This window comes from Lysinibacillus sphaericus (assembly GCF_002982115.1).
In the GTDB taxonomy this organism is placed as follows: Bacteria; Bacillota; Bacilli; order Bacillales_A; family Planococcaceae; genus Lysinibacillus; species Lysinibacillus sphaericus.
In genome coordinates this window covers 364,620-387,545 of sequence record NZ_CP019980.1, presented here as the reverse complement: position 1 = coordinate 387,545, position 22,926 = coordinate 364,620, and the positions used below count along the sequence as shown (strand labels likewise).

At 38.6% G+C, this 22,926-nt stretch carries 27 protein-coding genes and 1 other annotated feature; of the genes, 6 read left to right on the top strand and 21 right to left on the bottom strand.

What is annotated here, in order from left to right:
* Positions 1 to 16: 16 nt before the first annotated feature.
* Positions 17 to 277 (bottom strand) — a binding site (T-box leader).
* A gap of 93 nt (positions 278 to 370) precedes the next feature.
* The 3 genes from LS41612_RS01970 to rsgA form a co-directional block, all read right to left on the bottom strand.
* On the bottom strand, positions 371 to 1,024 hold the full coding sequence (locus tag LS41612_RS01970) for an HAD hydrolase-like protein (protein ID WP_024364602.1): 654 nt from the start codon (positions 1,022 to 1,024) through the stop codon (positions 371 to 373).
* Between the two features lie 15 nt (positions 1,025 to 1,039).
* Positions 1,040 to 1,465 carry a FosM family fosfomycin resistance protein gene (fosM, locus tag LS41612_RS01965; RefSeq protein WP_024364603.1) on the bottom strand — a complete coding sequence of 142 codons (426 nt, stop codon included), beginning with the start codon at positions 1,463 to 1,465 and terminating at the stop codon, positions 1,040 to 1,042.
* Between the two features lie 70 nt (positions 1,466 to 1,535).
* Entirely contained in the window at positions 1,536 to 2,606 is a 1,071-nt protein-coding gene (gene rsgA, locus LS41612_RS01960; RefSeq protein WP_024364604.1) for a ribosome small subunit-dependent GTPase A, read from the bottom strand.
* A 382-nt stretch (positions 2,607 to 2,988) separates the two neighbouring features.
* Here rsgA and LS41612_RS01955 point away from each other — a divergent pair, with 382 nt between their 5' ends.
* Together LS41612_RS01955 and LS41612_RS01950 are read left to right on the top strand one after the other, a co-directional pair.
* Positions 2,989 to 4,071 carry a type III polyketide synthase gene (locus LS41612_RS01955; protein ID WP_024364605.1) on the top strand — a complete coding sequence of 361 codons (1,083 nt, stop codon included), beginning with the start codon at positions 2,989 to 2,991 and terminating at the stop codon, positions 4,069 to 4,071.
* Between the two features lies 1 nt (position 4,072).
* Complete coding sequence (locus LS41612_RS01950) at positions 4,073 to 4,615, top strand: isoprenylcysteine carboxyl methyltransferase family protein (protein ID WP_024364606.1); 543 nt, start codon at positions 4,073 to 4,075, stop codon at positions 4,613 to 4,615.
* Positions 4,616 to 5,074: 459 nt separating this feature from the next.
* Here the strand turns inward: LS41612_RS01950 and LS41612_RS01945 are convergent, their stop codons facing one another.
* On the bottom strand, positions 5,075 to 6,268 hold the full coding sequence (locus LS41612_RS01945) for a zinc metallochaperone ZinU (RefSeq protein WP_024364607.1): 1,194 nt from the start codon (positions 6,266 to 6,268) through the stop codon (positions 5,075 to 5,077).
* Between the two features lie 174 nt (positions 6,269 to 6,442).
* Between LS41612_RS01945 and rpmG the strand changes: the two genes are divergently transcribed.
* Complete coding sequence (rpmG, locus tag LS41612_RS01940) at positions 6,443 to 6,592, top strand: 50S ribosomal protein L33 (protein ID WP_004231780.1); 150 nt, start codon at positions 6,443 to 6,445, stop codon at positions 6,590 to 6,592.
* Between the two features lie 253 nt (positions 6,593 to 6,845).
* On the opposite strand, the gene LS41612_RS01935 is transcribed toward rpmG, so the two are convergent.
* From LS41612_RS01935 to LS41612_RS01920, 4 genes are all read right to left on the bottom strand, one after another.
* Positions 6,846 to 7,613, bottom strand: a complete 768-nt coding sequence (locus tag LS41612_RS01935) for a V-type ATP synthase subunit I domain-containing protein (RefSeq protein ID WP_024364608.1) — start codon at positions 7,611 to 7,613, stop codon at positions 6,846 to 6,848.
* A gap of 14 nt (positions 7,614 to 7,627) precedes the next feature.
* Positions 7,628 to 7,930, bottom strand: coding sequence for a hypothetical protein (locus LS41612_RS01930; protein ID WP_024364609.1), 303 nt, complete (start codon positions 7,928 to 7,930; stop codon positions 7,628 to 7,630).
* Positions 7,923 to 8,498, bottom strand: a complete 576-nt coding sequence (locus tag LS41612_RS01925) for a hypothetical protein (protein ID WP_024364610.1) — start codon at positions 8,496 to 8,498, stop codon at positions 7,923 to 7,925. The genes LS41612_RS01930 and LS41612_RS01925 overlap by 8 nt, the downstream gene beginning before the upstream one ends.
* A gap of 97 nt (positions 8,499 to 8,595) precedes the next feature.
* Complete coding sequence (locus LS41612_RS01920; protein ID WP_024364611.1) at positions 8,596 to 9,234, bottom strand: BMQ_0737 family morphogenetic spore coat protein; 639 nt, start codon at positions 9,232 to 9,234, stop codon at positions 8,596 to 8,598.
* A gap of 221 nt (positions 9,235 to 9,455) precedes the next feature.
* Between LS41612_RS01920 and LS41612_RS01915 the strand changes: the two genes are divergently transcribed.
* Positions 9,456 to 10,472: a hypothetical protein gene (locus LS41612_RS01915; protein WP_024364612.1), complete on the top strand. Its 1,017-nt coding sequence runs from the start codon at positions 9,456 to 9,458 to the stop codon at positions 10,470 to 10,472.
* A 306-nt stretch (positions 10,473 to 10,778) separates the two neighbouring features.
* Positions 10,779 to 11,408 (top strand): exosporium glycoprotein BclB-related protein, encoded by a 630-nt coding sequence (locus tag LS41612_RS01910; protein ID WP_024364613.1) that lies wholly within the window; start codon positions 10,779 to 10,781, stop codon positions 11,406 to 11,408.
* Positions 11,409 to 11,493: 85 nt separating this feature from the next.
* Here LS41612_RS01910 and LS41612_RS01905 read toward each other — a convergent pair whose 3' ends face one another.
* From LS41612_RS01905 to LS41612_RS01845, 13 genes are all read right to left on the bottom strand, one after another.
* Positions 11,494 to 12,006, bottom strand: coding sequence for a YfiT family bacillithiol transferase (locus LS41612_RS01905; protein WP_024364614.1), 513 nt, complete (start codon positions 12,004 to 12,006; stop codon positions 11,494 to 11,496).
* Between the two features lie 70 nt (positions 12,007 to 12,076).
* Positions 12,077 to 12,751: a hypothetical protein gene (locus LS41612_RS01900; protein WP_051147785.1), complete on the bottom strand. Its 675-nt coding sequence runs from the start codon at positions 12,749 to 12,751 to the stop codon at positions 12,077 to 12,079.
* Between the two features lie 6 nt (positions 12,752 to 12,757).
* On the bottom strand, positions 12,758 to 13,225 hold the full coding sequence (locus LS41612_RS01895; RefSeq protein ID WP_024364616.1) for a GNAT family N-acetyltransferase: 468 nt from the start codon (positions 13,223 to 13,225) through the stop codon (positions 12,758 to 12,760).
* A gap of 90 nt (positions 13,226 to 13,315) precedes the next feature.
* Complete coding sequence (locus LS41612_RS01890) at positions 13,316 to 14,095, bottom strand: alpha/beta hydrolase (protein WP_024364617.1); 780 nt, start codon at positions 14,093 to 14,095, stop codon at positions 13,316 to 13,318.
* Positions 14,092 to 14,874, bottom strand: coding sequence for an ABC transporter ATP-binding protein (locus LS41612_RS01885; RefSeq protein WP_029747439.1), 783 nt, complete (start codon positions 14,872 to 14,874; stop codon positions 14,092 to 14,094). The genes LS41612_RS01890 and LS41612_RS01885 overlap by 4 nt, the downstream gene beginning before the upstream one ends.
* 29 nt (positions 14,875 to 14,903) lie before the next feature.
* On the bottom strand, positions 14,904 to 15,899 hold the full coding sequence (locus tag LS41612_RS01880; protein ID WP_080653395.1) for a FecCD family ABC transporter permease: 996 nt from the start codon (positions 15,897 to 15,899) through the stop codon (positions 14,904 to 14,906).
* Between the two features lie 28 nt (positions 15,900 to 15,927).
* Positions 15,928 to 16,935 carry a FecCD family ABC transporter permease gene (locus LS41612_RS01875; protein ID WP_024364620.1) on the bottom strand — a complete coding sequence of 336 codons (1,008 nt, stop codon included), beginning with the start codon at positions 16,933 to 16,935 and terminating at the stop codon, positions 15,928 to 15,930.
* Between the two features lie 91 nt (positions 16,936 to 17,026).
* Positions 17,027 to 18,007: an ABC transporter substrate-binding protein gene (locus LS41612_RS01870; RefSeq protein ID WP_024364621.1), complete on the bottom strand. Its 981-nt coding sequence runs from the start codon at positions 18,005 to 18,007 to the stop codon at positions 17,027 to 17,029.
* A 269-nt stretch (positions 18,008 to 18,276) separates the two neighbouring features.
* Positions 18,277 to 19,427 (bottom strand): IS3 family transposase gene (locus LS41612_RS01865; RefSeq protein ID WP_105928880.1). Its coding sequence is split into 2 segments (ribosomal slippage): positions 18,277 to 19,154 and positions 19,154 to 19,427, totalling 1,152 coding nucleotides; the frame shifts between segments, so codons are not numbered across the junction.
* A gap of 176 nt (positions 19,428 to 19,603) precedes the next feature.
* Positions 19,604 to 20,437, bottom strand: a complete 834-nt coding sequence (locus LS41612_RS01860) for an AraC family transcriptional regulator (protein WP_231785253.1) — start codon at positions 20,435 to 20,437, stop codon at positions 19,604 to 19,606.
* Complete coding sequence (locus LS41612_RS01855; protein WP_024360817.1) at positions 20,428 to 20,904, bottom strand: DinB family protein; 477 nt, start codon at positions 20,902 to 20,904, stop codon at positions 20,428 to 20,430. Before LS41612_RS01855 ends, LS41612_RS01860 begins: the two co-directional genes overlap by 10 nt.
* Before the next feature lie 20 nt (positions 20,905 to 20,924).
* The gene (locus tag LS41612_RS01850) at positions 20,925 to 21,494 is read right to left on the bottom strand and encodes a nucleotidyltransferase family protein (protein WP_024360818.1); all 570 of its coding nucleotides are present in this window, start codon (positions 21,492 to 21,494) and stop codon (positions 20,925 to 20,927) included.
* A gap of 43 nt (positions 21,495 to 21,537) precedes the next feature.
* A complete protein-coding gene (locus tag LS41612_RS01845; protein WP_024360819.1) occupies positions 21,538 to 22,356 on the bottom strand; it encodes an alpha/beta fold hydrolase in 819 nt (272 codons plus the stop codon).
* A gap of 93 nt (positions 22,357 to 22,449) precedes the next feature.
* Here LS41612_RS01845 and LS41612_RS01840 point away from each other — a divergent pair, with 93 nt between their 5' ends.
* Positions 22,450 to 22,905, top strand: a complete 456-nt coding sequence (locus tag LS41612_RS01840; protein ID WP_024360820.1) for a GNAT family N-acetyltransferase — start codon at positions 22,450 to 22,452, stop codon at positions 22,903 to 22,905.
* Positions 22,906 to 22,926: the final 21 nt, after the last annotated feature.

Genomic DNA, 22,926 nt, shown 5'->3' with positions numbered 1-22,926 from the left:
CGCCCTAATCATGACTGATTAGGACGAGTATACCCGTGTTACCACCTATATTTACAAATAGCTTACACTATTTGCCTTAATCAGTACGTCTTGCATTTATATAAGAGATACTGCCGCTGTTGTAACGAGTGCCCATCTCGTCGTAATCTACTCGCAAAAAGCTTTCGGTACGAAGCTCAAAGGTCATTTTCAAAAGGGTTCATTTACCTCATTTCCACCAACAGAGGCTCTCTATTAAATGCTTGTCCAATTTACTTTTCCTTCTCAACGCTTTTATTATAGTTTGGCACTATTTTACTCTTTCCCCTTATGGAATGCAACGTAAACATTACGAGCTTGCTATAGATGGATGAAGAACAATGATACATTTTTATAAAATAGTCGCTAGTGCAGATGGTATTTCCTGTAGATTATTTATCACAATATGTGCCTTTTGTAACTCGGATTCTTGAGCAAAATCAAAGCGTACACCAATTGAAAATAGCTGATTATCTCGTGCTGCTTGGATATCCGACGAACGATCTCCGACAACAGTGCCAGCTTGAATGGCGTTTGCTTCGATTACACTTCTTACTAAATCAGATTTATGACCACTTGGAATAGATTGAATACTATATGTTCCTTCTATAAAACGGTTCAGCTTATATGTTTCAACAATTGCTTGCAAGTACTCTTTTTGTCCGTTGCTCGCTATGTATAAATGATAGTCGTTTGCTAAAGTAGCGAGTGTTTGCTCTGCATTTGGATACAATGCGCCTTTGCCGTTTCGTATTAGCTCGATAAGCTTTTCATGAAATAAAACATTACTAGCTTCACGCACCTCTAATGTGTGCATAGGGCATAATGTTTCCCATACAACAGGCAATGTAACCCCCATAATTTCACGATATTGGGCAATGGGTGTCTCCCCCTGCCATAATCCCTTTGTACGTAGCACATCGAATGTTGCAGAAAGAGCCGGCTCTAAAATAAGATTTGTTTGAAATAATGTGCCATCCATATCAAAAATAATTGCTTTTTTCATATTACCACTCCTTTTTTAATCATTGAAAAACTCCATATGCGGTTTTTCTTTTTTATAGTAAGCTAAGCGATCCTGCAAAGTACCTGTATGGAATTCAAATTTATGACCATCGGGATCAGTGAAATAGATAGATTGTTTATCTTGCTCATCTCTTACCCTACCCTCTAAAATATTGACTTTATAATGTACAAGCTTTTCATAGATCGTATCGAAATCTTTTGCATCGATAGAGAAAGCAATATGTGTATAGGATTGGTGAATTTCGTTACGTGGAATATCCGCTTCCTCATTTAACGCAAGCCATAGCCCATTTACATCAAAATAGGCTGTGCTTCTCCCTTTCACCAAAAGCTTCGCATCAAAAATATTTTGGTAAAATGCTATAGATTGCGCTAAATCTGAAACAGAAAATAAAAAATGATTAATAGTTTGTATAGCCATAATACATCTCCTCAAACAATTAGATAGCAACTCCGCAGTCATTGCGAAGTTGCTCCTTAACGTTTCTCGACTATTTCTTTCCCTTCTTTAACCCTTTCGCAATTTGCTTCCATTTGCGTTGCTCATTCAGTTTTGCTTGCACATTCGTTTTCCGCTCAATAAAAGCAAGTTCTTTTTGCAATTTAAAATAGCTTTGTAAGCGTGATGGTTCAAGCGTTCCATCTAAAATGGCTTGCTGTACGGCGCAATGCGGCTCTTTATGGTGGGTGCAATCCCTGTAACGACATGCTGTCGCAAATTCTTCAATATCACGGAAACTAGAAGATAGACTTTCACTTTGATCCCATAATTGCAATTCACGCATCCCTGGCGTATCAATTAAGCAACCGCCACTCGGCAGTACAATTAATTCCCGATGTGTTGTTGTATGGCGACCTTTCGCATCATCTTCCCGTATAGCTGAAACTTTCATAAGCTCTTCTCCATTTAATGCATTCATTAAAGTAGATTTTCCCGCACCCGATGAACCGAGCAGTGCACCCGTCACACCGTCTGTAAAGAGCATCCGAATAGCTTCTATCCCTTCACCTGAACGGGCACTAGTAACAAAAATATCTACTCCAAATGCGACTTGCTCAACCTCACGTACCATGCTCGGTATATCCTCACATAAATCGGCCTTGGTCAGTACAACTACCGGCTTAGCCCCTGAATCCCAAGCGGCTACTAAATAACGTTCTAAGCGACGAATATTAAAATCTGCATTTAAGCTCATCACAAGTAGCACAATATCAACATTGGATGCTACAATTTGTTCTTTAATTTCTAGTCCTGCAACCTTACGAGAAAAAACGGACTTGCGGGTAAATAATTTATGAATAATTGCTTTTTCTTCTCCCGCCATCTTCTCCACTAGTACCCAATCCCCAACTGCTGGATAGTCTTCTCTCGCGAGCGATGTATACGCAAAATGCCCAGCGATGGTCGCTAACCATTCTCCATCTTCAGCTAACACACGGTATGAATGTTTATGCTCCAAAGCAACCCTTGCAGGTACGCAATTTGCTAACTTTGTTTGCTCTTTAAATGCAGTGTATTGCTCTTGAAAATATGTTGAAAAACCTAAAGTTGTTAAATTCAATTGTTATTCCTCCTAAATGTGTCTATCCATTACGCCTCTTAATGCGTTACAAACATAAAAAAACTTTGCAACTGCATTTCGGCAGTTACAAAGTTTCACAGGCACGTTTAAGGGAATACACAAATAGCCATTGCCACATCGTAGTATTTCACGCTACAAAGCAAGGTCAAATTGTATATTTTAGGCGTGTGAAATTGAACAAACCGAAATGCAGTTCGTTAAAAACGGCTCTATTCATCATGTCACATCACCTACTTCCAATTTAGATGTTTCCAATATATCTAATTTTTTCAAAATTGTCAAATTGATCTATATGAAGCATGTATGCCCTTCCTATCTGCATATAATGTACAAGACCCCTATTTACGAAGGAGATGTTGAATTGTCAAAAATTATTTCGATAAGTACATATCAACCACCTTACACATTGCAGCAAGCGAATGCAGAGGCATTAACAAAAGAACTATTTTACGAAAAAATCCCCAAATTAGAGCGTTATTTAAAAGTATTCGATAATGGTGGCATTCAGACTCGCCATTTCTGTGTACCAGCCGAATGGCACCGCAATGAGCATACTTTCGAAGAGCGAAACAATCTGTATATAGCGTTAGCAACGCAATATAGCGTTGAGGTCATTCAAGCTTGTTTACAAAATGAATCATTTTTAGAAGCACCGATTTCTCCTAACGAAATAGATGCCATTATTTTCGTAAGTAGTACGGGCATCTCTACACCAAGCATCGATGCTAGAATTATGAATCAACTACCTTTTTCAGATCGATTAAAACGTATTCCTCTATGGGGGTTAGGTTGTGCAGGTGGAGCAGCTGGCATAAGTCGTGCCTATGATTATTGCAAAGCACATCCTCAAGCAAAGGTGCTTGTTGTATGTGTTGAACTTTGTAGCTTAACCTTTCAACAAAACGATTTTTCAAAAAGTAATTTAATCGGTGCATCCTTATTCGCAGATGGTGCAGCTTGCATACTCGTTTGCGGAGACGATGCAGCAATACAGACGAAGAAAGCAGTTCCTTCGATTGTTACAACTGGCTCGAAGTGGATGCCTGATTCAGAAAATGTGATGGGCTGGAATATAAAAAACAACGGGCTTCATGTCGTTTTCCAAAAAAGTATTCCAGCGATTATTACGAATTGGCTAGGCCCTTTCATTGAACAATTTTTAGTCGAACAACATCTTTTCAGCGAACAGCTCGATCATTTTATTGCACATCCTGGAGGGAAAAAGGTGTTAAAAGCCTATGAGGATGCGCTCTATCTTTCTCAACAAAAAACCGACATTTCTCGGGAAATATTACGCAATCACGGTAATATGTCCTCGCCTACCGTATTATATGTACTCGAACAATTTATGTTAAACGAAGGGCAGATAGATGATATTGGGTTGCTTGTCGCCCTCGGCCCTGGATTCTGTGCGGAAGTTGTATTACTTAAATGGAGGGAGTAGTATGCTATTTTACTTTATTTTAATTCTTGTAATTCTACAAAGATTAACAGAGGTTTTTATAGCCAAACGCCATGAAAAATGGATGCTTGCAAAAGGTGCCTATGAAGTAGGTGAATCACATTATTCCTATATGGTTGCCATGCATGTTAGTTTTTTTCTATTTTTGATTGTTGAAGTTGTTTCCAATAATTTTGGATCATCGCCCTTATTTCCGTTACTTTTCTTATTATTCCTCTTAGTGCAAGCTTTACGTATTTGGTGTATCCGGTCATTAGGACCTTTTTGGAATACGAAAGTTTTAATTTTACCAGGTGCAGAAGTTATCAGAAAGGGACCCTATACATTTATGCGTCACCCTAATTATGCCGTTGTTAGTTTAGAAATTCTGCTGTTGCCTATTATGTTTCAAGCTTATTTTACAGCATTTTGCTTTACACTCTTAAACATTACAATGCTATCGGTAAGAATCCCAATAGAAGAACAGGCATTACGAGATGCGACTGACTATAATCATGTATTTAAAAAGGATCTACCACAAAAGTAATGTGGTAGATCCAGTTTCTCCTACAGTAATTCCATGCATTATTACTAAATCCAGCGAGCACGAACACTAAGCTTTTCATAGGCAAGCGCCGAGTCTCCTAGTTATTTTCTATGTGCAAGTTGATTGCCGTTACGGGTTGCTCGCTTTTTTGCGGGCGTGGCTTAAGCCTCCTCCTCCGCTTCGCTACGTGCGGGGTCTTAAGGCTCACGCTGTTCCCGCAGGAGTCGAGCAACCCTTCACTACAATCTCAAAGTTTGAAACTGCTAGCCTGAGGTATGCACTGCAACATTCAAAGTGAAGTTGGTTGCCGTGACCGATTGCTCGCTTTTTTGCAGGGGTGGCTTAAGTCTCTTGCTATTCCATAGGCGTCGAGCAACCCTTCACTTTGATTAAACCTTATAGCTCGTTAACTCCTATCATTAAAAGTAAGCTGAACAGGCAACCCACTATTTAGCCTCTTTAACTCCACTCCCAATTAAAAGGATCCTCTAGCTGTTCCCAAGGCTCCGCAAACTCATTCGTTGTCAAAAGGCATGCATCAAGCTCTTTTGTAATTTCTTCTTGATCTAAGTCTATTCCTATAATGACTAACTGTGTCATACGGTCACCGAATTCTTCATCCCAATCGTCCAATACCTCTGGGCTTTGTAAAAAGACATCCTGTTGCTGTGCTGTAGGTAAAGCTGCTACCCAATAAGAAACAGGTTCAATTTTCGCAGACGAACCTGCTTGTGACAGTAATAATGCCACATCTTGATGCCTCGCACTCCAAATAATACCTTTGGCACGGACAATTGATTCTGGCATGTTATCACACCACTCTACAAAGCGCATTGGATGGAAAGGGATTTTACGCTTATAAGTGAATGAAGCAATACCGTACTCTTCTGTCTCCGGTGTATGATTTTCATGACCAAGTTCTAGCTCTTTTAACCAGCCTGCCGATTCTGATACTCTCTCAAAATCGAATCTTCCTGTATTTAAAATTTCGCTTGGCTCTATTACCCCATTAACGGTACGAATAAGCTTTGCCTCAGGTTGTAGTGCTCGCAAAATACGTTCTAGTCTTTCAAGCTCTTCTTCTGTTACGAGATCACACTTGTTCAGCACTAAAACATCACAGAATTCAATCTGGTCAATTAATAAATCTGCTACATCGCGTTCATCTAATTCACCAACTGCTTCCTTACGTTCCAATAGACTTTCACCTGACTGAAAATCATGCCAAAAACGATTAGCATCGACTACAGTTACCATTGTATCGAGTTTGCAGAACTTCGTTAAATCAATACCGAGCTCCTCGTCTAAATAACTAAAGGTTTGTGCAACTGGTATTGGTTCACTAATACCTGTCGACTCAATTAAAATATAATCAATATTCCCTAACTTTGCGAGACGCTCTACTTCTTGTAGTAAATCCTCACGTAGTGTGCAACAAATACAGCCATTGGAAAGCTCTACGAATTTTTCCTCTGTCCGAGAAATACCGCTACCATTTGCAATCAACTCTGCATCAATATTAATTTCACTCATATCATTGACAATAACAGCTACACGCATGTTTTTTTCATTTTGTAACACATGATTCATTATCGTCGTTTTACCCGAACCTAAATAACCACTTAATACAGTCACTGGAATTTTATTTGTCATTTTATAACCTCCATCATTCTAAATCGTAATGATTACTATTTATAGTTTGTAATTTAATCATAAAAAATATAAAAATGCAATGCATAACTTTTTGTAACGCAAAACATTGACATTAGTATGTAAACAACATATTATCTAAAGCGTAATAATTACGATTTAAAAGGAGTCGATAATATGCGTGTTCAAGTTACTTTAGCCTGCACTGAAACAGGCGATAAAAATTACATTACAACTAAAAACAAACGAAATAATCCTGAAAGACTGGAATTAAAGAAATATTCACCCCGTTTGAAGCGTGTTACATTACACCGAGAAACAAAATAATAACAGCGCTTAATTTTGCGTAACATTTATAGAAAAAATAGCTTCAGGCTGTGCCATGATGTTCGTACGCAGGCACACAATAAGCCGCAACTCGCTGATTCACGTTAGTTGCGGCTTCCATTTGAGTATTTTGAGTAGCACTTCTATGTCCTCCATAATCAACTACTAGTGAGCCCCTATATTTTTTGATTTTACATAAGAGGATACATCCATCCTGATTCCACATACCGCTTAAATGATGCCAGCACTTATTTTACATCGATTGATTGGCATTGATTTCTATAACGAGCTGGTTTAATTGTTGCTCTAAGTCATCCAGTATACGTACTTTCTTTTCTAGTTGCTCTTCAAAATCAATCGATTGAGCTATTATTTTTTCAATCTTAGCGTTTAACTCGGATAGGGTTTTTTCATTCGATACGGCTTCCGCACTTGTTTTTTTATTTTTTATTTCCATTAACTCTATGGACAATCTATGGATTTCATCGTTTCTCTCTGCTAGTTCTTTAACTAAATAATCATAGACATTAGTTGTGTCATCTTGCTGTAAAGTATCCATTATCGAATTCACTTTTGCATTGAGTTCTTTCGTAAATGTACTTAACTGTATTTCGAGATTCTCTATAGCACGCTTATCATCTACTGCTATATCCTGATGGGTCTGCTTCCTTGTATACTGTAACTGTTTATTTTCTGTACGTAAGCGCTCTATTTCTTTTAACAGTAGGTCTATCGAGGCAATATGTTTTTGTCGTTGACTCTCTCTTTTTTGTCTATCTTCTTCATAGGTCTTTGACTCCCTTTCAAACGTTCTCTTTAACTTCATACGATCCATTGAAAGTTCTTTATTTTGTCTTGTCAGTCGGACATTTTCTCGCTCTAGTCTTAGTACGAGTGAATAATAATCGCTATCTCTAAGTCGATTTATTTCATTTTTATATTTCGCAAGCTCTGCTCTTAAAAAAATAATCATTTGCTGTAGCTGTATAGGATCGTTATTTTTAACGCTTTGATTATCCACGTTAGTACCTCCTATCACGATAGCTTTTTCAAAAGTTCTATTACTTCCTCAAACTGCACTTTCGTTTCCTCAATCATTTCATCTAGCTGCTTTACAATACTCAATTCAAATTGCCCATTGCCATTCTCTACTAGTACTCTCTTGTCTCCGGATAGCAAGGAGGCAAGCAATAGTTGCAACGTGTTTTTTTCTAGAAAAGCAAAACTATTATCTTCCTCCTGTTTAAAGTCTGAGACATTTATCAGCCGATCCTTCATATATTGACGTACGATTTGCTCAAGCCCTACCTCTAATTTTTGTTCCTCTAATTCACTCATCTTGCCCCTCCTTTACACTGCTCATTCCATTAAGATTAATAGGATTTATTACTAGGACACCGTCTTGTAGCTCATCACAATATGTAAATCCCGTTATTGTACCTGCATAAGATAAATGATGGGACCATTTAATTTGGAAATTAGTAAATGAAATCGTCTCATTTGGCTCAATTGTTTGTTTCCCTATTGGTTTAAGCCAAAATTCTGTTTTGTTAGAAGTATCATGTATTCGTTCCCAGCTACCGGAAACTTTTAAATTTTGATTAAAATGCTCATAAACATACCTTCCTGAAAATGAAAAAGGAGAATCATCAGGCAGCTTTATACAAATATACGGATTTGTTAGTGGTTGATTACCGATATTGCGAATATGATAAGAGCCAAGACATAGGCTTTCTTGATCAGCATCATATGAAATATTAAGTGACGTTGTGAAATAACTAACGCTACTTACTTCCTTTTTCTGGTCGAGCTCTTTCACCAGTCTTTTCATTTCATCGACATATAATGTTGTTTGTTCTTTCAGCATCCTTATTTTTTCTTGCACAGACTCATGATGAATACTCATAATTAGGGCCCCCTTGCCTATATAATAAGTAACCAAAATAAAAAAGAGAGGATAATCCTCTCTTTATGTTATGACAACTTCTTATGTGTTAGCACCATTACCCCATTGTTGGGAAAATAACGGAACATTGTTTTGGACGAACCGCAGTTGGGCATGAGAATGGTAAATCTGCTCTTGGTTCGCAGTAGTTTGCTAAGAACTCTACAGTAACTGGGAACGTAGATTGAATACTTTGACATACTGCTACTGTAATTGTTAACGCAGAAAATGTAATTGTTCCAGTACCAGCAGTAAGCGTACCTGTTGTGCACACGAAGCAATCTAAATCTGTATAAAGAATTTCAACATCTGTTCCTTTAGGTGCACATAATGTAACTTGTTCACAACGTGATACCGGAATCTCACTGCTTGTAAACACAGTACCATTTGGTAAAGTAACTACAATTGTAAGAATGAAGTTCTTTTGAATATTCAAGTGTTGCAGACAAACTGTTGATCCATCAATAGAGAATTGGCGATTCTCACGATTAAGAATCACGATTGGGTTTGTCGCAGCCGGGATTACTCTACACGTAACAGTTGCACCTGTTAAAACTGTCGTTGGTGTTATACCAGGGAAAGTAATGGCACCTGTTGGCGAAATATCAAATGACATTTCCTTTACAATCCAGTCATATACCTTATCGACATTTATACAAATTAGTTCGCGCGCCTGGGATGGCATATTATCTTGCATCCTTTTGACACCTCCATAAGTTTTTTATCTTTCGTTTGTAGCATATGTTTTTTAGCGTTAAGTGCATGGGCTAACAAATAATTTACAGGATATTTATTCAAGAGAGGTGTTGTCGTGTAGTGAATAGAACCGTTGCTTTCTTCTCGGCTGTTTACATGGTTTTGTAACAGAAAGTAGAGTTTTTTAATAAAATACTAATGGACTGAAAGGGGTGAAATGCAATGGAAGATTCGAAGTTGTACTCCACTCAAGACATTGAAAAATTGAAAGAAAAAATTGATTCCTATAGAGAGACGTTAACTACTTTAAAAGCGGGTACATCAATTGAAGATTATCTATTTGTGAAGAATGAGTTTGAGGAGCTGAAAACGCAAATCGCTCATATAGAGGGCTTAACTGAAACAATTGATGATAAGCAAAGCTTACAAATTAAAGAATACGAGGAACAAGTAAAGCAGCTTTCGATTCAAATACAATCCCTTAATCAAACAATAGAAGAAATGAATCAGGAAATTTTAGCCGTATTAAATAAAATAATAACGGTTGATAACAATGGAGCATCACCGCCAACAGATACTCATTTTACGAATATTGATGAAAACTCGTTAAAAAATATTGCCAACCCTACAAAAAAGCTTTTAGAAGAAATAGCTCAAACAGCTGTACAACCATCATTAACTACGACCGAACCAACTTATCAATTTCTTCAAAGTTTGGCTGGCAAAGCAACAAATATAAACACCGGCATGCATCTTCCACCTAATCCTAATTCCGATAAAAAACATGAAGAACGTCATTTTAACCAACATTATTTTCAATCAATTAATACCCATCCAAGTCATATTTACAACGGTTTATATCGAAACACTACAGCAGAATCGACTTTTCACTTTAAAAATGCAGCAGATACACAGGGAGTCCCTGTAAGCATCTTGGAAACGAATAGTTTAACAGCACCCATAGCTAATGACTTGGTGCTAACAGAATCTTCGTCATTAGTTCAGGCAACGGTAGATACTCCAACTATGCCTCCTGCTACGGAAGCTGAAACATTCGACAACCATGATTTAGTTATAGAAGAACATACGCCGCTTATAGCAACGAATGAAGAAGCTAGCAACCAACTAGAAATTGTTGAAAAGGTAATGGTAGAAGAAGCAATAGAAGAAGTAATAGAAGTAGACCAGAAAAAAGAAAAAAATTCTTTATTTTTCAATCTATTTCGTAGACGTAATTAGTTTGAACGCCTCGGAGGAAAAACCATTCAATACCATGAAAATAGCCATTACAATTCCTATATGAAACGGTCCAATAAGTATTCACAATACCTATTGGACTTTTTCATGTCCACATTCCCCTCATTTACATTGATGGTTGCGTATTTTTAGCTGTGACATTTATCAAATAGACGATAGACTATCATGTTACGCCATATAACCTTTCTTTAGTTTTTAATGAAGATAAAAATAGCTTTATGTATGTAGTTAATAGCCCTTTTACTCTATTCCTCTATGAATAGAATAATGAAGAAAGGAGGTGTAAATATGTTCTTAAATGATCCTATGTCTAATAGCGGATGTGGTTGCTCATCTAGAGGTATGGAATGTCATGCATTAGGTCCATTTTTAGCGGTTGATGCTGCATGTATCACACCATCACAACCAGCTACAGGCGGTTCCATTATTCCATTCTCTTCTGGGGTTACACCTGTTGTGTTAACTTCTTTAGTTACTGGGCTAATCGCTACACCATCCCTTATCGGATTCGGTACTGCAGTTCCTGGTGTAACGCTTGTAGGTAACACGCTTGACTTATCAGGCGTTGTAACAGAAGCATTTACAGTACCACGTGCTGGTAGTATTACAGGTTTATCTGCATCATTCTCTGCTACAGTTGCCATTGCTCTAGTGGGCTCTACTACAGTTACTGCGACAATCTATCGTGCACCTGCTGGAAGTACGACTTATACTGCTACAGATGCTACAGTTAACTTAGCTCCAGCATTTACAGGAGCAATAGCATTAGGTGCTACAGCGTTTGGTTCAGGCAGTTTTGCACCGGTAGCAGTTTCTGCTGGTGACAAACTAATAATGGTGTACTCAATCACTACAACTGGTGTAGCTGTTGCACAAGTATTAACTGGTACTGCAAGTGCAGGTATAACAATTGTATAATTTGATACATGTTTAGTAGCATGCATTAACAAAAAAATTAAGAGGCGACTTTCTCTCAAACGTGAGAAAAAGTCGCCTATTTTATCTATTTTGCAAGAGCATTGTGTATATGCGCAAGATGATGCTTTCCATGCCATGCATACAGAGCGAGTGCTTTTTCAAGCGTCATGACCCCGTTGTCTGGATGGTGAAATGCACTTTGTAATTGCTCATCGGTTAAACTTGTCAGCAAATAGACCCAACGTTCGTGTAAACTTTCTAGCAACTTGTAGGAAGTCGCAACTGGCATATCTGAATCAGGGAGCATTGCCCAATGTTCTTCGTTATAGGGCTTAATTGTCGGTGTATCTTCAGTTAAAGCTAACTTAAAGCGAATAAAACTATTCATATGACTATCCGCTAGATGATGGACTAATTGCGTGACTGTCCAACCGTTCTCTCGATAGGATTTTGCTAATGATTGTTCACTTGCTCCACTTAATGCTTCCGCTAATTGCCTCGGCAATAGACGGACATCATCAATCCATTTCTGTACATGCTGTGCGGTCACTACTTCTGGAAATCGAAATTGTCCAATTGGATAGCGTAAATCGTTCATTTAGCTCGCCCCCGTTTCTATTTCTAAATTCATTATACTACCAATTTAAAAGTTTCATTTCATTTTCATTTTATTTTTTATCGGGATTTGCACATTTTGTATCAACGAGTCTCCAAAATTCCACTAACGATAGCAATGGGTGTGTAATGGCTACACCGAACTCCTCTTCAAATTGTTGTGCGGCCTCAACCATCGAAAGCTGTGCAACAGCAATCCGCAGCCCATCATTCATTATTTCCCGGAAATATTGGATAATTGCATTGTTATACGCTGCCTTATTCCCTTGCATAATGAGGTCAAATGTATTGTCTAGTACCTTCACCTGCACATTGATGGCCTTCTTATGGCGCTTCGCATATTGGTAAAGTCTCTCCATCGTTCCATCTACCGTTGCAGGGTTTGTAAAAAGAATAAATTGGGGCTGTGTCTCTTCACATATCATTTGAAAAAAAGGTTCATCCATTTTTATAATCGGTATAGATAATAACAGTTGCTCTTCTTTTAACAATGCAATGTAATTTGTACATGTAATCAAAATGACATCGATATTACAGCTTGCTATCCACTCCAATTGCTCTTTTACCTTTAAGGACAAATGATCAGTACCCTTTGTCACATGCTGAATGAGTCCCGGGTCAACAAAGTGCACTAGCTCTATCTCTTGAAAACCATTAAATGCTTGCTCTATGTAGTCTATATTTGAATGATGTGCATGCAAACAGCCTATTCTTTTTTTCAAATACATGCCCCCCTACAGTGTCTTCTCCATTGTTACAACAGGAAGCGAAATACCGTTAAGATTTTCTGCCATCGTTTCTTTCGTAATAACATATCCCAATGCACGATACAATGCAATATTACGTGGTACACTCATACGGACTTTACATTCGCTTACACTTTTGCCTTGAGCACGCGCATAATTTTCAACTTCAGCTATTAACATCTTGGCCAAACCTTGACCTTGCTTTTCCGGAACTACAGATAATCGGAAGAAATATATCCCCTCATCATTCAATGTAAATCGAACCATCGCGACTGGTTCATTTTCCATATAACTAATAAAAGCTTGCTCGCCATTTTGTAGTGCCAGTTCAATTGAGCTCACTGTTTCGCTTAATGCGCTAGACGGCGGTGTTGCATGTTCATATTCTTTAAAAGCTTGCATCATGACTTTATGCACTACGTGTGCATGTTGACTATCTGCTAAAATAACGCCCACTTTTATCACACCTTTTTTGATTTTAAATACATATTATTGTATTTTTATCCAAAAGTAAACCGCATTACCTAAGATAATGCGGTTGCAAATTTAATTTTTATGCACAAAACGTATAGCTCTACTCATAACAGTAGGGACTACAGATGCATGGTTTTCGCTTAATGCCTCATAAAAGACTATGTCCATTACTTTCTCTAACTGATCCGCTATTTGTCGCGCATCTTCTACCATAAACGTTTCCAGTTCTCCTACGCCAATAAATATGGTTTCCTTCACATGTTGATGCGCTTCCATAAAAGCCTTTACTCTAGCAAACAACTCATGTTCATTCCACCAGATTGAGGGGCTAATAGCGATATAATGTTGGTAACTACCTCTATTATTTAATAATTGCCATAGTGCGAAATAACCTGCTAACGAATGACCAAATAATGTTTGTTGCTGTTCATTTACATGAAATTGTGCAGAAAGTCGTGGCTTTAATTCCTCCTGTAAAAAGCGACTAAAGTTTTCTGCCCCTCCATGCTGATGATAACCTTTGCCTTTAAATCTGGCAGGATAACTATACGTTTTTGCAGGTGCTGTAAAGTCGTAGAAACGGCGTTCATGCATATCAGCTAGATGACCGATACCGACAACAATGGCAGGTAATACTCCCGTTTTAGGTGCGTTACGACTTTGTAGACGGATGGCTTCCTTCACGTACTGGAAATAGGACGAACCATCTAATACATAGATTATAGGAAAGCCTTCTTTAGGTGCTTGCCCTTGAGGGACATAAACATTTATCGAATACGTATAATCTGTAAACATCGACGTCATTTCATAGCAAAAAAAATCAGATACACTGTCTACTTGTCCAACAATCATTTGTCTCCCTCCTTTAACACATCATAGCCATAACATACAGGGGTGTTTGTTGCTGGATCTTCCATAATTCTCGCAGAAATATTAAATACCTTGCGCATCACATCCGCGCATAAAATTTCCTGTGGAGTACCTGTTTCCACTACAACACCTTGACGCATAGCGATTAAATGGTCTGAATAGCGCGCTGCATGGTTAATATCATGTAAAACCATCACAATCGTACAGCCATGTTGTTCATTTAAATTTTTTACGATATCAAGCACTTCTAGCTGATGTGCCATATCCAAATAAGTCGTGGGCTCGTCTAGCAACAAAATACTCGTTTCTTGCGCCAATGCCATTGCTAACCAGACACGCTGTCGTTGCCCTCCTGAAAGTTGTGCGAGTTCACGACTGCGATACTCCAATGTATTTGTAACTGTTAAGGCCCACTCAATCATTTTTTCATCCTTCTTCGTTAAACGATTGACATTATGACGATGTGGATAACGACCGTATGCAATTAGCTCCTCTACCTTTAACTGTCCTGGTGCAATCGGTGTTTGGGATAAGATCGCTAACTTTTTTGCAATTTCTTTGGTCGATAAATTTTGCATATTTTGTTCCTGCAAATAAACGATTCCCTGTTGCTTCTTTAAAATGCGCCCAATTGTTTTCAATAATGTTGATTTGCCACAACCATTTGGTCCTATTATCGTTGTCACTTTGCCCTCTTCTATCGTTAAATTCAACCCTTCAAATACACGGACATGCTCATAACCTGAAGATAAATTTTCCATTCTAAATGCAGTTTGCACACGATTTCCCCCTAAGCTTTTGACTTTACTAACAAATACAAAAAGTAAGGTATACCAATAATGGACACAACAATGCCTACAGCCAACTCTGAAGGTGCAAACACCGTCTTACCAATAAAGTCTGCTAGCACTAGTAAACAAGCCCCTATAAGCGCACTTACCGGCATAACATAACGATGTTGAATACCGACAAGCTGTTTTGCAATATGTGGCGCCATTAAGCCTATAAAGCCAATACTCCCCGAAACGGATACACAGGCACTCACTAAGCCGACACTCGCCAATAATAACTTCATTTTTTCCTTTTCCAGCGCTATGCCTAAGCTCGTAATACTGTCTTCTTCCAATTGAAAATAATCGAGTAAATACGATTTTCGATAAACATAAAAACCTAACAATAGGAGCCATGGCAACATCGACACGACAAAAATCCAATTGGCATTGTAGATAGAACCAGCCATCCAAACGGCAGCGGACTCATAATCTTGTGCATTCATTTTTAATGATAGAAACAGCGATAACGCGCCAAAACCACTATTAATAGCAATCCCTGTTAAAATCAAACGTTGCATATCTAAATGACCATTTTTCATCGCAAAGGAGAAAATTAAAGCCGCGGCCATCGTACCACCAACAAAACCAAAAATCGGCATCATTAAAATGGATAACCAGCTACTGATATCCGCTGTGACCACACGTAACTGAAAGAAAAACATAAAAATAACAACTGCTGCACCCGCGCCAGCATTAATGCCTAAAATTCCAGGGTCTGCTAAGCCATTGCGTGTAATACCCTGTAACACGACACCCGCCATTCCTAGCCCTACCCCAACAAGTGCCGCGATGACTATTCGTGGGAGACGAAATTCAAAAATAACAAGATCAAATTTCGGGTTGGGTTCAATTCGCAAGAGTGTTTTTAGTACATCCATTACGGACATATCAAAAACACCATTTGTCAAATGGAGATAGCTTGCCCCTAAAATTAATAAAAGAAGTATAGTGATGACCGTAATGACTACATGGGAAGCTCTACTATGCACGCTTTTCACCTCCGTGCTTACGAACTAAATATAAGAAGAATGGAACACCGACCAGTGCAGTTAATACACCAATGGGCGTTTCGAATGGATAATTAACGAAACGACTGAGCACATCGCAAAGCGCTAAGAAGAATGCACCTATTAGTGCTGCACATGGGATAATAAAACGGTAATCCACGCCAACAAGAAAACGTGTAATGTGTGGAATAACAAGCCCTACAAAAGCAATTTTTCCTACAAGTGCAACCGCAGTTCCTGTTAAACATACGACGGCGAGCATACTAACCATTTTTACTGCTTTTGTTTTTTGTCCGAGACCTATAGCAATATCATCACCTAATGCGGTGATTGTAATGGCCCTTGCCGAAAATAACGCCAGCATTAGACCAATTAAGCCAAAAGGAATGGATAGTAAGAGCATACTATTGTCGACCATATGTACCTTTGTGTTATACCAAGCGCTAACCGTTTGTGATACTTGGAAATACATTGCAATTGCTGTCGCTATACTACTTAAAAATGTCCCTATAACCGTCCCTATAATGGCTAATCGAACTGGCGATAGCCCATCTCGAATAAGGGAACCGAAGCCGAAAACAATGCCAGCACCTAATGCTGAGCCGAGCATCGATAGCAATATCATTTGATAGTTTGGGAGTCCAGGAAAGAATACAATGGCTAATGTAATAACAAAGGCTGAACCATCGTTAACGCCCATTAAGGATGGCGATGCTAAATAGTTTCGAGTAATACCTTGCATAACTGCACCCGCTACTGCTAAAAACGCACCTACTAGCAATACGGCGCACATTCTAGGCATACGGCTAGTCCTTATAATTTGGTGGTCAATATTTGCAGGATCAAATACTGTTATGGCTTGCCACACTGTTAAGGCACTAATATCCTTTGTCCCGTACATAATAGACATTAAAGCCACAATCACAATGAGGAAAGGTGAAGCTACCAATATAGAAAATGATACTATGTTTGTTTTTTTCAACTGCGACACCTTTTTCTATTTATTCGTTATCTTATGAAAAGGCTGGTAATAGCCCGGTGATTCCACCAATTCTACTACCAGCCTATTTCATCTATTTAAGTAATTTCTCCGTTGCAACATCTAGGAATTTCACTTTAGACCAAGCAGTACCACCTTGAGCTAGAGGCTCAATGGCATTAACAAAAATTTGTTCATTTTTAGTTGCCTTTAGGCTTGCAAAGATTGGGTTTTTTTGCAGATCTTCTAATGCTTTCGGAGCATCTGTATTTTCAGATTCCTCAAATTGCAGGAAAATTGCATCCGGGTTGATATCCGCTAACGTTTCAAGTGAAAGTTCCGCTTGTGCCTTCGTCGTTGTTACGATTTCAGGAACTGGTGCCCCTAAGTCTTCATAAAGCACAGGATTTAAGTAAACACCCGCAGGATAGATATACATAACGCCACCACGCAAACGAACAATTAACACCTGTTTGTCTGCTAGTTGCTCTTTTGATTTCATTTGAGCATCGGCAACCTTCGTTTCATAGTCTGCAATGATTTTTTTAGCATCCTCTTCTTTCCCAGTAAGCTGTGCGAGCAATGTTAAGTTTTCCTTCCAATTTGTTGAAATATGCGAGTAAGGAATCATTGTTTGAATTTTATTGAGCTTTTCCGCCGTTTCTTCTGGGAACTTGGATGTCCCAATAATAACGTCAGGATCCAGTGCTAAAATGGCCTCTGCATTTGGCTCCATTTTATTGCCTACAAGTTGGGCTCCTGCTAATTCCTTTGTAAGATAGGATGGAATTTTGCCACCAATATCGAGTACACCCACTGGTTTAATACCCAGCATTGCAGCATCTTCCATAGACTCTAAACTTGCCGCTACAATATTTTCTACCTTTGCTGGTAGTTCATACGTTTCGCCTAAATATGTAATGTTCTGTGTTGTTGCTTGTTCTGTTTGTGTTTCTGTAGAACTTGTAACCGCTTCATTTTTTACTGCTGTAGACTCTGCCGCTTTATCGGTATTACAAGCAGCAAGGGATAGTGCTAAAAGTGCAGGCGCACACATTTTGATATATTTATTCACATTAAATCTCTCCTCATCATGGTCATCTATCAACGATAATGATAATCATTTTCATTAATAAGTCAATAGCAATCCACTAATTAATTGATAGTCATTATCATTTACGTGTTCTATCCTACCAAAGAGAAAAATAGTTGTGAATGGACAATTTCGTTTTCTATATGGACTTTTGCCGAAAATAATTATCAAAAAGCCTGCACAAAAAAAGAAAAAGTGTTAGATTGACTGCGGGACTGACCCCGATATATAAGACAGTAATCAAAAAAGCATTACCCAACCAGTTGTCGGTATTGAACCGGCGACTGGTTGTTTAGTTTCGTTTGAATTCGGTTATTGTTATAATAGTTTATATAGTCTTTGACAGTTTGTTCTACGATGGCCGTCGTAGTACTGTTCAAATTGTCTAAGTAGAATGTTTCAGACTTTAACACAGAATGAAACGATTCGATTGGGGCATTATCAGCGGGCGTACCTTTACGGGACATGCTCATGGTAATGCCTTTTGCTTTTACGGCCTGTTGATAATCATACGATGTGTATACCGCCCCTTGGTCACTGTGCAACGTACACCCTTCGGGCAAATGATGAAGTTGAGCTAATGTATCCAGCACAAAATCAGTATCTTGGCAGTCTCCAATCGAATAGGCAATAATTTCACCATTATATAAATCTTGAATACTTGAAAGATACAACTGTTTTTGACCAAATGGCAAGTAAGTAATATCAGTTACGAGCTTCTGTAACGGTGCGGTGGCTTCAAAATCGCGATTTAATAAATTTGCTGCGATTGCATAAGGTTGTCCTGTTCGTTTCCGTTTTTTCACTTTCACGCGACATTGCCAACCATATTTTTGCATGATACGTTGAACCACTTTATGATTGACGCACATTTCTTGACGTAAGAGTGCTGTAATTTTTCTGTAGCCATAGCGAAATTTATTTGCTCGACAGAGTTCACCGATACGTCTCTCTATTGCTTGACGAGACCTTGCATCGGTTGATGCCTGTTTCCAACGATAGTAGGTAGATCGTGCAATCCCAAAGTGTTTACAAATGTCCTTTACAGACATCATGCTTCTTAGTGACGCAACTAACTGTACTGCTACTTCTCCAACCACTTCCTCTCCAACTCTGCGTACTTTTTTAGCACCTCAATTTGTTGCTTTAAATAACGGTTTTCCAATGCTAATTTCGTTTGTTCATTGTCCGGTTCAGGACCCTTATTAAAGATATATTGTTTGCCTACAGGTTGTTTCAAACGATTGACTTCACCATTTCTATACCAACGCACCCATGTTTCGACCTGTGTTTTATGGCGTATATTTAATTCCAATAGAATCTGTTTGACAGGTACACCCGCTAATCGCATCTTAATCGCTTTCATTTTTACTTCATAGGGATAACTCACTCTTGTTCCCATAGAAAAAACACCTCCAAATTGAAATTTAAGTATCTATACCCGAATTTCAATCGAAGATGCTTTTTTTATTTGTCTATACCTATTGGGGTCAGTTCCTGCAATCAATCTAACACTTTTGTTGCGCGCAGGTGTACTGGCGATTCATGTGCTTTTATTGGCGGTTTCCCTCGTCTGCTTTATACATATTTGGCTTCTTCCATCATTAATTTTCGAAATGCTGTTGGAGACATGCCTGTGTTTTTTTTAAATACCCGACTAAAATAAAAGCTATCAACATAGCCTACACATTCAGCAATTTCTGCCACCGTAAAATTGCAATATCTTAGCAAGTCTTTTGCCCGCCGTATGCGATATTCTGTTAAATAGCTACTTGGATTCATGCCCGTATGTTGTTCAAAAAGATAAGCTAATCTTCGACGCTCGACACCGAATGCTTGCGCAATATTGGATACCGATAGTGGTCTCGCATAGTACTCGTGTATGTATTGAACGACTTGTTCCATCATTTCATTTGCCGAGTCAAGAATCTTCATCTTTGCTGAAATTAAGATAGCTTCCACTAAATTCATAAATATTGCCTTAGATTTCAAAATCGCCATACTCCCTGGCATGGCATAGCTTTCTTTTAACTGTTGTACAAGATTAATAATATTTGAATAATCTCCAGTATGAATGGCAAAATGCTGATTGGCTAATGCGAAAGGCACCATGTCTTTTGATGGTATATAATGAACCACTGCGTACTCCCATATCTTATCGCCAGTCGCTTGAATTTCAATTGGCATTTGTGGTCCTGCATGGACAACCATTCCAGGCACCATCGCATAAGGTGTCCCATTAAAACTAAAAGACGCACTTCCAGCTAATGGGAAAACTAAACCACATTTCCCAGGCGCAGTAGTACGTCCTGTATCCTTTCGTCCTGGTTTCATTGTATTTGTGAAAATATCAACAAAATTGACAGTTGCTTGTGCATAATAATCAATGATTTGATTTATATTTATATCCATTGCTTTTCACCTAGCACACTTTGTACTTGTAAAAAATGATGCTGATCATGTTCTACCAATCCAGCAAAATAGCTGTAAAGTGTAAGTTCAGAGCAACCAATCTTAAAACTTTGTTGCCACTGTTGATCCGGTAAATCGTGAAGCGCTTGTAACAGTAAACGCCGACACTTCAACAATGTCTGCACTATTTGCGCTTTGCTTTGTAAGCGGCTACTACTTGCAGCTTGAGCATTCATCTGTTCTACATTTGGCCCCTTTGGTAGCTGATTTCTTGAAAATAAAAAGGGCAAACGTTCGTTTAATACAAATTGATCCCAAGGAATTAGATGTCCAATAACCTCTGCTACTGTCCACTTCCCTTGCTGGATTGGCATGCGCCACTGTTGCTCCGTAACATCTAACAGGTGCTCTAACCACAATATAGATTTTTCATAATGCATAAGTATTTGCTTTTTTTCTTGTTGCAATCTCTTTTCGCCCCTTTAGCCTATCGTGTCGTTATAAATAGTTTTGGCCAGTTAGATTGCCACTGTTTATTATAAATTCTCTTTTGATAAATCTCATGTAAATGTGTATGTTTATAAAAAAAAGGGGTCGGTGTCACAATACCCGACAGTAAATGCTGTATGCCATAAGGTGCAGCCAATTCCAGTACACCTTTTGTAAGCCTTACACCAATCGCTGTTGGGATTTCCGGAAAATGTGCCATGCCATCAACGGAAGATTGATAAGGTTCACTAGCGTTTACGATATGCATTCTCGCCTGATTTTTCACAGACCACGGTTCTTTTGGTAAAAGTTCCAATAAACGCTGTTCATATTGCTTCTCTTGTTCTTCTGAAATTAGCTGCTTATCAAAATAAATAACATCAATATCCGCTAAGGGCGTTCTGTCTTGATAGTCATGTAAATAATCCCACACCTTGGAACGAATAAAGCCAGCACAAACCCAACTGTCGGGTAACTGTTGTTGTTCCACACAGCGCAAAATTTCCATCATCCACGTATCAGATTCAATCAACGTTATTAAATCTCGTTCTGTTCGTAACCTTTTCATGTAATTTAAACCCCTATTTTAAATGTACAGCTTCGATTATTCTTTAGCCATTATTATTAGCAAGCCATGCAGTTATTTTTTCTGCTACCTGCTCAGGTGCATCGCGGAAAATATCATGCCCTGCATTCGGGACAGGCTCTACCTGAACATTGCTTACTTTTGCTTGGAAATCCGCTATACTTTTATTTCTTATTTGTTCCAGTTCAATAGGTTTTGTAGCACTTACCAATAAAGTTGGACACTTCACATGCTGAAGTTTGTGACGAATGGGTTCAGCATCAAGCCCTTTAATTAGCGATTGTGCTGTAAACGTGGAAAGAGCTAGTCTAATTTCGCCATCCAATGCTTTTACTTGTGCACGCGAAGCAGCTTCCAGTTCAGTAGACCAGCGCGAAAGCTCCTCTTTTTCCGATTGAAAAAATTCATCCCAAGAGGAGAATCTAACATCGTTACAGAAACTTTCAATGTTCTGCAACTCCATTTCTACTGTCATCCCCATATCTTGTGAACTTAAATAGCCACCATCTAATAAAATAAGACCAGCTATTTGCTTTGGAAAAGTAGCTGCGTAATGTAAAGCTAAATCTGCACCTAAAGAATGTCCGATAAGATAAAATTTTTTATTACCTAACTTTTGTGTTAGCATCTTTTCGATTAATGCTATGACATTTGATGGGAGATAAGCCGCTTCTTCTGTCAAGGCTGATGCATACCCATGTCCAGGTAAATCAAATGATACGATATGATGTGCTGGTAAATAATTTGCTAGTTCGCCAAATGCTAGACCTGTACTACCAAGACCGTGAAAAAAAACTAAAGTGGGATGTTGGGCGTGTCCCCATTGATAGATTTCTTGCTGCAAGTTTATAGCCTCCCCAAGTTATTATTGCTTATTGATGTTTCCATTAATTACAATAATAACCGTATCTATTAACTTTTCAAAGGGGTGGCGAAAATGAAGATTATTTCCATACGCAAGGAGCCAAGCTATGCTGAAATGGCGACCCGTTATATTCAGAGCAAATGGGCAAGTGAGGAAAGTATGATGCTCTATGAGGATTGTATTGCCCATTGCATCGATGCACAGGTACCGCTCCCACAGTGGTATGTATTAATGAATAATGATGAAATCATCGGCTGTGCTGGTTTAATTACCAATGACTTTATAAGTCGGATGGATTTATATCCTTGGGTCTGTGCGGTGTATATTGAGGAAAGCCATCGTGGTCATGCCTATGGTGCATTGCTATTAGAGCAAGCTAAGAAGGATGCAAAGCAACATGGTTTTCCACAGCTCTATCTTTGTACAGATCATATCGGTCTATATGAGCGCTATGGCTTTTCCTATATCGGTACTGGCTATCATCCTTGGGGAGAAAGCTCTCGCATTTATGCGGTAAAGCTAGATTAAAAAGGGTGCTAGGCAATTGGC

Bases quoted from the DNA above. Each gene is read 5' to 3' on its own strand.
- LS41612_RS01970 (WP_024364602.1), bottom strand. From the start codon at position 1,024: ATGAAAAAAGCAATTATTTTTGATATGGATGGCACATTATTTCAAACA.
- fosM (WP_024364603.1), bottom strand. From the start codon at position 1,465: ATGGCTATACAAACTATTAATCATTTTTTATTTTCTGTTTCAGATTTA.
- LS41612_RS01950 (WP_024364606.1), top strand. From the start codon at position 4,073: ATGCTATTTTACTTTATTTTAATTCTTGTAATTCTACAAAGATTAACA.
- LS41612_RS01945 (WP_024364607.1), bottom strand. From the start codon at position 6,268: ATGACAAATAAAATTCCAGTGACTGTATTAAGTGGTTATTTAGGTTCG.
- rpmG (WP_004231780.1), top strand. From the start codon at position 6,443: ATGCGTGTTCAAGTTACTTTAGCCTGCACTGAAACAGGCGATAAAAAT.
- LS41612_RS01930 (WP_024364609.1), bottom strand. From the start codon at position 7,930: ATGAGTGAATTAGAGGAACAAAAATTAGAGGTAGGGCTTGAGCAAATC.
- LS41612_RS01925 (WP_024364610.1), bottom strand. From the start codon at position 8,498: ATGAGTATTCATCATGAGTCTGTGCAAGAAAAAATAAGGATGCTGAAA.
- LS41612_RS01920 (WP_024364611.1), bottom strand. From the start codon at position 9,234: ATGCAAGATAATATGCCATCCCAGGCGCGCGAACTAATTTGTATAAAT.
- LS41612_RS01915 (WP_024364612.1), top strand. From the start codon at position 9,456: ATGGAAGATTCGAAGTTGTACTCCACTCAAGACATTGAAAAATTGAAA.
- LS41612_RS01910 (WP_024364613.1), top strand. From the start codon at position 10,779: ATGTTCTTAAATGATCCTATGTCTAATAGCGGATGTGGTTGCTCATCT.
- LS41612_RS01905 (WP_024364614.1), bottom strand. From the start codon at position 12,006: ATGAACGATTTACGCTATCCAATTGGACAATTTCGATTTCCAGAAGTA.
- LS41612_RS01900 (WP_051147785.1), bottom strand. From the start codon at position 12,751: ATGTATTTGAAAAAAAGAATAGGCTGTTTGCATGCACATCATTCAAAT.
- LS41612_RS01890 (WP_024364617.1), bottom strand. From the start codon at position 14,095: ATGATTGTTGGACAAGTAGACAGTGTATCTGATTTTTTTTGCTATGAA.
- LS41612_RS01885 (WP_029747439.1), bottom strand. From the start codon at position 14,874: ATGGAAAATTTATCTTCAGGTTATGAGCATGTCCGTGTATTTGAAGGG.
- LS41612_RS01860 (WP_231785253.1), bottom strand. From the start codon at position 20,437: ATGGATATAAATATAAATCAAATCATTGATTATTATGCACAAGCAACT.
- LS41612_RS01850 (WP_024360818.1), bottom strand. From the start codon at position 21,494: ATGAAAAGGTTACGAACAGAACGAGATTTAATAACGTTGATTGAATCT.
- LS41612_RS01840 (WP_024360820.1), top strand. From the start codon at position 22,450: ATGAAGATTATTTCCATACGCAAGGAGCCAAGCTATGCTGAAATGGCG.